Source organism: Kitasatospora sp. NPDC054768 (assembly GCF_053612025.1).
In genome coordinates, this window is sequence record NZ_JBSHBN010000056.1 from 24,048 (window position 1) to 31,102 (window position 7,055).

Below are 7,055 nucleotides of genomic sequence, written 5' to 3' on the forward strand. Positions count from 1 at the left end.
GACGAAACGTTTCGTCGCTCAGCGGAGGTACGACGTTCCGCCAGAGTCGGAAGCATGCCGCTGCTCGCTGATCCATCCGCCCGGGACGCCGTGTCGACCACGGTTCCCGGCACGTGTCGACCGGCGGCTCCCTCTCAGCGAAGGAAGGAACCCTTCTGTGGCTTTGACGACTCAGAACGCGACGCAGGAGCTGGAGGCCGCGGGCCGGGCAGGTGACCCGCAGGCCGATCAGCTCGTCTCCGATCTGATCGACCACAAGGAAGTCGACGGCGTCAACGCCCTCTTCCGCACCATCGGGACGCTCAAGACCGGCCAGGACCTCTCCCAACTGCCCCAGCGGCTGGCGGACTTCCTGCGGGAGGCCGCGGCACCGCCGCCGGACTGGTCGGAGGCGGACGTCGACGCCGCGGAGGGCTTCTTCGGCCACCACCACGGCGAAGTGACCATGCTCCAGGGCACCGTCGGCCTGATCGGTACCTACCTCTCCCCCACCGGCGCGTTCACGCTCCGCTCGACCGGCCGGCTCGGCGGCGTCAAGGGCCCGGGCCGGCGCCTGTCGCAGTCGTCCCGACTGTTCCTCGACATGGGCAACAAGAACGCCCTGCGCGACGGCACCCTCGCGGCGAACGTCACCAAGGTCCGCCTGGTCCACGCCTCCGTACGGCAGTTGCACAAGAAGAGCGGCGCATGGGACTACGCCAAGTGGGGCGAGCCGGTGTCGATCAAATACACCACCGGCGCCTCCTGCGTGTTCAGCGTGCAGATCCTGGAGGCCATGAAGAACCTCGGCATCGACGTCTCCGAGGAGGACGCCCACGGGTTCATGTGTGCCTGGCACTACGTCAACCACTACCTCGGCACCCCCGAGCGGTGGCAACTGCCCAAGGACGCCGACCTGGTCACGCGCGTCTGGAACCAGGTGCGCGACGACGAGTGGAAGAAGACCGAGGACGGCGTCTTCATGACGCAGCAGGCCGTCGACTTCTACAAGCAGTTCTACCCCGGCCCCACGCACGACGCGCTCATGGCCCTGGTCCGGCACGCGCTCACCGACAGGTACGCCGACATGGCCGGCGTGCCCAAGGGCGTCCTCGACCTCGCCGCCGGTCCGCTCGCCGCCGGCCACGGCGTGGTCAGCGGCCTGGGCGGCGGGCTCCTCGGCGGCTCCGTCCAGAAGGCCACCGGCGTCAACCCCTACAAGGACGTCCTCGGCATGGCCTCCAAGACGTTCAACGAGATCCAGAAGTTCGCGCTCACCCACGACCAAGACGACCAGCCGCAGATGCACCAGGAGCTCGGCGACGACCGCTGAGCACCCCACGCCGTGCCCCGCCAACCCCAAAGGCCCGGGCGGGGCACGGCGCGAAGCACCACGTGGCGCAGCGGAACGGCTCGGCTTCCAGGGGAAACGCACGGCGGCGCTGCCTCCCGGGGTCGTTGCCCGAACCGCCCGGGCACTGCGCCCGGGGCGCACTGCCCGGACCGGACGATGGCAGGACCGCCGTGTCGCCTGAGCGGCTGGCCGTGGGCGCGGTGTGCGGCCTGGTGTCAGCCGTTGACGTTGACGGCGGACCAGGTGTCGGCGACGGTCGCGTAGGCGGTGCTGCCGGGGCCGTAGAGGTCGGCGGCGGCTTGGAGGGTGGCGGCGCGGGCGTCGTGGTAGTCGGTGGTGGTGGTCATGTAGATGGTCAAGGCCCGGTACCAGATCTGCTCGGCGGCGACGCGGCCGATGCCGGTGACGGTGCGGCCGTCGATGGTGGGGCTGTCGTAGTCGATGCCGTTGATGGTCCTGGGGCCGCTGCCCTCGGCGAGCAGGTAGAAGAAGTGGTTGGCGGGGCCCGAGGAGTAGTGGACGTCGATGCCGGCGATGCCGTCGTACCAGTAGTCGGGCGAGCGGCCGTCCCGGGAGGGCCGGTCCAGGTAGCGCAGCGGGGTGCCCTTGCCGTTGAGGTTGAGGCGTTTGCCCATGAGGTAGCCGGGGACGTCGGTGGGGTTGTCGGTGTGGAACGCGACGGCGGTGGCGAGGATGTCGCTGGTGGCCTCGTTGAGTCCGCCGGACTCGGCCCGGTACTCCAGACCCGCGGTGGCGGAGGTCAGGCCGTGGATCATCTCGTGTGCGGCCACGTCCAGTTCGGTCAGCGGCTTGGCGTTGCCGGGCCCGTCGCCGTAGGTCATGCAGAAGCAGCCGTTGTCCCAGAAGGCGTTCGTGTAGTTGTCACCGGCGTGGACACGGCTGTAGGCGCCGACACCGTCGCCGCGGATTCCGGCGCGCCCGTGCACCTGCTGGAGGTAGTCCCAGGTGGCCGCGGCGCCGTAGTGGGCGTCGACGCCCGCCGTCTCGTCGTCGCTCTGGGTGCCGTTGCCCCAGCGGTCGTCCTGGTCGGTGAACAGTTCGCCCTGGCCGGTGGAGGCGTGGTGCAGGTTGTAGGTCCGGTGGCCGCCGCGGGCGGTGTCGTCCATCTCGTACCGGAACAGGCTGTGCTCGGTGCCCAGGGTCACCGTGCCGTTGTACTGTCCTTGGCCGATGCCGGTGTGCACGGCCTCGTAGGTGTAGAGCTGAGTGCCCGAGGTCGCGTCGGTCACGATGTGGCGTTCGCTGGGGGTGCCGTCCTCCTGGGTGCCGTCCAGGACGGATTCCCAGGCCAGCGCGGGGGTTTGGGCGGCCGACCAGACGACCAGGCGCGGTAGCTCCGTGGTGTGGAGCGACTGCATCACCTGGACGGCCGGGATCGTGGGCGTGATGGTCGGCACGCTGACCGGCGCCCGGTGGGCGCGGGTGTCGGTGAGGGCGCCCTGCGGGGTGCGGTGGACGATCAGGTCGCCGCCGAGGACCGGCACCGTGGCGAAGGTGCGGTTGTAGCGGAAGTGGACGGTGCCGTCCGCGTCCCGGGTGGCATCGCCGATCTGCAGGCTCTCGCGCGGGTCCAGGTTCAGCGCCTTCGCCGTCGCGATGGCGGTCCGGGCGGCTTCCCGCAGAAGCTCGGCGTGTTCCTGCGGGGACAGCGTCGGCGCGTCGCCCCGGGTCTGCGAGGTGCCAGGGAGTGTGCGGGCGGCGGCTCCTGTCGACTGGACGCCCGTCAGCGCCAGGGTGGTCAGGAGCGCCAGGGCGGCGGCCAGCCGGGTGGGCCGGCGGAGTCCGTGATGGGGGGATACAGGCTGCAAAGGGGGATTCCTCGGTGCGTGCGGCCACGGTTCGTGTCCACATGATCGTGTGCCGGCCAGGGCCGGCATCGGATGGCGTTGCCGCCCGGGTCCGGACTGTCGTGCCCCAGCACCGGAACCGGCTGAAGGCGGCTGCGAGCGGCCCGGCGACCCCGGCCGCTACTTGACGTTGGCGATGGGGGCGTTGGCGGGGAGGCAGACCGTGCCGATGCGAGGAGCGGTGCTCTCGATGAACACCAGGGCCCGGGTGCTGGACGCCGCCGCACCGCCCAGCGACGGCCCCTGGCCGACGGGGCCCGATCCGTCGAGCTCGGCCGTGCCGAACACCAGGCCGGGGACGGTCTCCACGTGCCGCACCACGCCGTCGACCGGTGCGTGCCAGCGGTGGTAGCCGGTGGCGGGGACCAGCAGCTGGAGGACGTCGCCGCCGACGAACCGGTCCGTGCAGGCGCTGTTGTTGAGCGTATCCGCCAGGGAGTGGCTCTGGCCTTTGAGGGTGAATCCGGCGTTCTTCTCGACCTGCCGTTCGTGGCGGATCAGGGTGGCGTCGCCCGGCGCGAGGACGGCGGTGGGGTCGGTGGAGACCGGGCGGGCCTCGGGCTTGAACTTCCGGTGGAAGAAGTCGTTGAACGACGCGAAGCCCCAGTGCTCGGCGCTGCGGTCGGGGATCACGTAGTCGTCGAGCCGGTGGCTTTCGACGGCGTGCGGGGACAGCCAGCCGTTGTCCTCCTCGGTCAGCCACGCACCGCAACAGGTGCTCGACGCCGTGGACCGGCTGGAGGCCGCGCGGGAGCTGTTCGAGCATCCCGGACACCAGCGACTGGATGCCGGTGTCGGTCTCGATCAGCTTCTTGAGGGTCGCGACCGCGGGGCTGTGCGGTTCCCTCCGGTCCCGGGCCCGGTCCGCGAGGTCCGCCAGCCAGGCGTCGACCGCCCGGCGGTCCTTCGGAAGATACCCGGCGACCCGCCCGAACGAGGTGCGGTAGCGGGCGTCGGCCAGGGCGCCGGTGAGGTCACCGAGCATGGTTGTCTCCTTGGCATTCGATCGACCACGTCCAGGTGGAGATCCTCGCGAGTCTCACCTGCGCAACAGGCGAGGAAACACGGTTCGTCGCCAAAGGGACTCGAAAGGATGACGGTGGCCGTCGACGTCACGCACGTCATGGCCGACGTGTCAGTCGGCCTTCGGTACCGCGGGTGACGGGGCAGAGTCGTTGAATGAACGGAGCGGGGTGCGGCATCGCCGTCTCCGTATCTGCCGAGAGGCAGGGCGAGCTCAGTGAACGGTGAGGTGCGCGGCCGAGGAGGACGGGGTCGGTGAACAGCCGGTTGTGGAGGGCGTCGTAGGCGGCTGCGGCGGCCAGGTCGGCGGGGTCCGAGGAGGCCGGCTCGACCGGGGTGAGGTTGTTGGAGAGCATCGCCCCCAGGCCGCGCTCGTGGAGGATCGCGGCGGCCAGGCCGTGGGCGAGGAGCTGGTGGTGGGCGGCGAAGATGTCCCGGACGGACGGCCCGCGGCCGTCCTCCTCCACCGCCCCCTAGATCTGGTAAGCGGCGGTGGCGGCACCCCAGCGGAACCCCGCCGGCAGGTCGAAGCGGTCGGGCATGACAGCCTCCTGACGAGAACATGATGGGCTGTCATATTACTGACGCCGCGCCGGAACACCAGCGAGGGCGACCCCGGACTTCGGCGGTCGGACCCCTATGCGGCCGGAGTCGTTCGCGGCGGCCGACCGGTGCCGACCCGGGTCGGGCCGGGGCGATCGCGGCGCACGCGATCGACCCGGCCCGACCGCCGTGGCGAAATCCCATGGAACCGTTGTGCGGTGACCCAGGCTCAGTTCCCGGTCGCGAGGGTGTCACCGCGGACCAGGCCGGATTCCGCCGGCACGTCGGCCGGATCGGAGCCCTCGTGCAGGATCCGGTTGTTCTCGTCGACGAAGACCACCCGGGGTTCGAGCTTGCCGAGTTCGTCCTGGTGCACCTGCGCGTAGGCGATGATGATCACAAGGTCGCCGACGCCGATGAGCCGGGCGGCGGCGCCGTTGATGCCGATCACACCGCTGCCGCGCGGCCCCTCGATCACATAGGTGGACAGCCGCTGCCCGTTGTTGATGTCGACGATGTCGACCTTCTCGCCGGCCACCAGGTCGGCGGCCTCCATCAGGTCGGCGCAGATGGTCAGCGAGCCGACGTAGTGCAGGTCGGCCTGCGTCACCGTGGCCCGGTGGATCTTCGACCGCATCAGGGTGCGATACATGACTGCTCCTTCTTTGACAGGGTGTACTGGCACCGCGACGCCCTCGGCGAACACGGGAGACCTCTCCGGGGCCCCGGCTGACGCTCCGTCACGATCAGGGCTCCGCGGCGGGAAGTGCGGTGGTCAGGGGTCACAAATGCGGGTTGACGCGTTCGCGGCGTGATGTGACCATCGAACGGGTTCACGCCCGGGGACACCGTGGCGGGCGGGAATCGTTGGGGAGGTTCTGCTCGCGTCCGGGGAATCGCCCTCGGCACTGTGACCTGTCCGCGCGCTGCCACCGGGATCGCCGTCGAGTCCGGTTCGAGCAGGCCGTGACGTGGTGCCGATCGGACACCCGTCGACGGCAGGGAGGCGCCTTCGCGCGCGGTCAGCGAGTGATATCTGCACAAGGGGGAAAAATGATCGCTGCCTTGACGGATTCTCGACAACTCGGTGAGTCCGAGCACCGCGTGCTCGATGCGTACCGCGCCAGAATGAGCGACGCGGACGTCATGCTGGACGTTCCGGCGGGCCACGACCGCTCGCTCACCGGGCTGCTGGTCGCCGGTCACGCGCTCGAACGGGGACGCAGCGTGGCCTACCTGACCGACGACAGCGACCGGGTGCTCTCGCACGCGAGCGTGCTGCCGGAGCTGCCGGCGGTGCGCCGGCTGCACGGGCAGAGCTCGCTGAGCGACATCGTCGCCTACTACAACGCGCAGGCGCTGGGCGTCATGGACTTCGCCACCTACTTCAACACGAGCCCCAAGGTCGAGCTGGCCGAGGTGGTGGTGTTCGACGACTGGCACACGGCGTGCGAGATGGTCGGAAGCCTGTTCACGCTGCGGGTGGACCGCCGGCTGCAGCGCCGGGCCTACGACGGCATCTGCGACCTCGCGCTGTCGCTCGGGGACGAGAGCTACGCCACGGTGGCGCGGATGCGGCACGAGGGCGCCGACAGCCTGCTCTCGCCGCGGCAGCTCGACCTGGCGGACTGGGCACGGATCGCCGACCGGGCCGCCGAGGTGCTCACCCCGGAACTGTGCACGGAGGACGACAGGTTCACCTGGCCGCGGCTGCAGCCCTGGCTGCACCAGTGCCGGGTGCTGATCGCGCCCGCCGGTGTCGAGATCCGTCCCCCGCACCAGCTCATCCGGACGCTGCCCGGCTACCGCCACGCCGACCAGCGGGTCTTCCTCACGCGGCAACCGGTCGAGTCGACGGTCGAGCCCGCGAAGGTCGGACGGGACCTGCGACTGCCGGACACCGACCGGCTCACGCTCTCGCCGAACATGCGGGCCGCCGTGGCCTACCTGCGGGGGAACTACGCGGACAGCGGTCTGACACTCGGTCGCGTCGCGCGCAGTGCGTACATGAGCCAATATCACTTCTCCCGCCGCTTCAAGCAGGAGACCGGCTGGCGGTTCATCGACTTCGTCACCGCGCTGCGGCTGACCGAGGCCGGACACCTGCTGCGCAACACCACCATGTCGATCACCGATGTCTCCCGTACGGTCGGCTATCAGGAACTGAGTCACTTCCAGCGCACGTTCAAGAAGTGGTTGGGCACCTCCGCGTCGGGGGACCCGGGCGGGTGCCCCGGGCCCCCCCCCCCCCACACAGCTGGGGGCACAGGGGGCACCAGCACAACCCG

At 70.3% G+C, this 7,055-nt stretch carries 6 protein-coding genes; 2 read left to right on the forward strand and 4 right to left on the reverse strand.

The genetic code is table 11. From position 1 onward, the window contains the following. The first annotated feature begins 157 nt into the window (after positions 1-157). Positions 158-1,312 (forward strand): oxygenase MpaB family protein, encoded by a 1,155-nt coding sequence (locus tag ACWGKU_RS18735; RefSeq protein ID WP_452177812.1) that lies wholly within the window; start codon positions 158-160, stop codon positions 1,310-1,312. Positions 1,313-1,548: 236 nt separating this feature from the next. On the opposite strand, the gene ACWGKU_RS18740 is transcribed toward ACWGKU_RS18735, so the two are convergent. The 4 genes from ACWGKU_RS18740 to panD form a co-directional block, all read right to left on the reverse strand. Beyond that, positions 1,549-3,162 carry a M4 family metallopeptidase gene (locus ACWGKU_RS18740; RefSeq protein WP_452177813.1) on the reverse strand — a complete coding sequence of 538 codons (1,614 nt, stop codon included), beginning with the start codon at positions 3,160-3,162 and terminating at the stop codon, positions 1,549-1,551. A gap of 159 nt (positions 3,163-3,321) precedes the next feature. Beyond that, positions 3,322-3,834 carry a phosphatidylserine decarboxylase gene (locus ACWGKU_RS18745; protein WP_452177814.1) on the reverse strand — a complete coding sequence of 171 codons (513 nt, stop codon included), beginning with the start codon at positions 3,832-3,834 and terminating at the stop codon, positions 3,322-3,324. Positions 3,835-4,322: 488 nt separating this feature from the next. Next, positions 4,323-4,691: a family 1 glycosylhydrolase gene (locus tag ACWGKU_RS18750; RefSeq protein WP_452177815.1), complete on the reverse strand. Its 369-nt coding sequence runs from the start codon at positions 4,689-4,691 to the stop codon at positions 4,323-4,325. Positions 4,692-4,996: 305 nt separating this feature from the next. Then, positions 4,997-5,419, reverse strand: a complete 423-nt coding sequence (gene panD / locus ACWGKU_RS18755; RefSeq protein WP_401053088.1) for an aspartate 1-decarboxylase — start codon at positions 5,417-5,419, stop codon at positions 4,997-4,999. Between the two features lie 476 nt (positions 5,420-5,895). Here panD and ACWGKU_RS18760 point away from each other — a divergent pair. Further along, on the forward strand, positions 5,896-7,055 hold a 1,160-nt coding region (locus ACWGKU_RS18760; protein ID WP_452191489.1), incomplete at its 3' end, for a helix-turn-helix transcriptional regulator.

Coding starts and splice junctions, on each gene's coding strand:
- panD (WP_401053088.1), bottom strand. CDS start 5,419: ATGTATCGCACCCTGATGCGGTCGAAGATCCACCGGGCCACGGTGACG.